This window comes from Pseudomonas sp. NPDC086278 (genome assembly GCF_050280905.1).
Taxonomy (GTDB): domain Bacteria; phylum Pseudomonadota; class Gammaproteobacteria; order Pseudomonadales; family Pseudomonadaceae; genus Aquipseudomonas.
Genome location: NZ_JBNNWE010000223.1, coordinates 1 through 1,262, shown reverse-complemented (window position 1 = coordinate 1,262; position 1,262 = coordinate 1). Strand labels below are relative to the sequence as shown.

Annotated in this window: 1 protein-coding gene; it reads left to right on the top strand. The window is 62.7% G+C overall.

All coding sequences use genetic code 11. The features are described 5' to 3' along the window. Window positions 1–1,262, top strand: a 1,262-nt coding sequence (gene tssI, locus ACQKP4_RS29145; RefSeq protein WP_427637447.1) for a type VI secretion system tip protein TssI/VgrG, incomplete at both ends; no start/stop codon positions are given.

Here is a 1,262-nt window from a genome sequence, read left to right as displayed (position 1 = left end):
TTCGTCGGTCGCGAAACCCTCAATCAGCCCTTCTGTTTCGACATCGAACTGGTCAGCAGCCGCCCCGACCTGAAACTCGAAGAGTTACTGCACACGCCCGGCTGCCTGACTTTCGGCGCCACCGGCAAAGGCATCGTCCATGGCCTGGTCTATCGCATCGAGCAAGGCGATTCCGGCAAAAGCCTGACCCGCTACAGCATCAGCCTGGTGCCGCAACTCGCTTACTTGCGGCATAACCACGACCAGCAGATTTTCCAGCACCTGAGCGTGCCGGAGATCATCGGCCAGGTATTGCAAGCACGCGGCATTCTGGCCGACGCCTACCGCTTCCAGCTCGGCGCAATCTACCCGGCACGCGATTACTGCGTGCAGTACGACGAATCCGATCTGCATTTCATCCAGCGCCTGTGCGAAGAAGAAGGCATCCACTTCCATTTCCAGCACAGCGCCAGCGGCCACACATTGGTGTTCGGCGATGACCAGACGGTGTTCCGCAAACTCGCGCCGGTGACCTACCAGCAAGACTCCGGCATGGCCGCCACAAAACCGGTGATCAAGCGTTTCAACCTGCGCCTGGAAACCCGCACCAGCCGCGTCAGCCGCCGCGACTACGACTTCGAGAAACCGCGCATCCTGCCCGAAGGCGCCGCCAGCAGCGCGTTCGCCCCGGACCTGGAAGACTACGACTACCCGGGCCGTTTCACGGACCGCGCGCGTGGCAAACAACTGGCGACCCGCGCCCTGGAACGCCATCGCGCCGACTACGCATTGGTTGAAGGCAAAAGCGACGAACCGACCCTCGTCAGCGGCCACTTCCTGCCCCTCGCCGAACACCCGCGCGCCGAGTGGAACGACCTGTGGCTGCTACTTGAAGTCATTCACGAAGGCAAACAGCCGCAAGTGCTGGGCGAAAACATCACCAGCGACGTCACCCAGAACAAGGACGATTTCCACCAGGGCTACCGCAACCGCTTCCTCGCCACTCCTTGGGACGCGCACTACCGCCCGGCCCTCGACCATCCAAAACCCAAGAGCCTGGGCAGCCAGACCGCCATCGTCACCGGCCCGCCCGGCGAAGAAATCCACTGCGATCAATACGGCCGCGTCAAAGTGCAATTTTTCTGGGATCGCGACGGCCAGAGCGACGACAAAACCACCTGCTGGTTGCGCGTCGCCACCGGCTGGGCCGGCAGTGCCTACGGCGGCATCGCCATCCCGCGCGTCGGCATGGAAGTGCTGGTGTCGTTCATGGAAGGCGACCC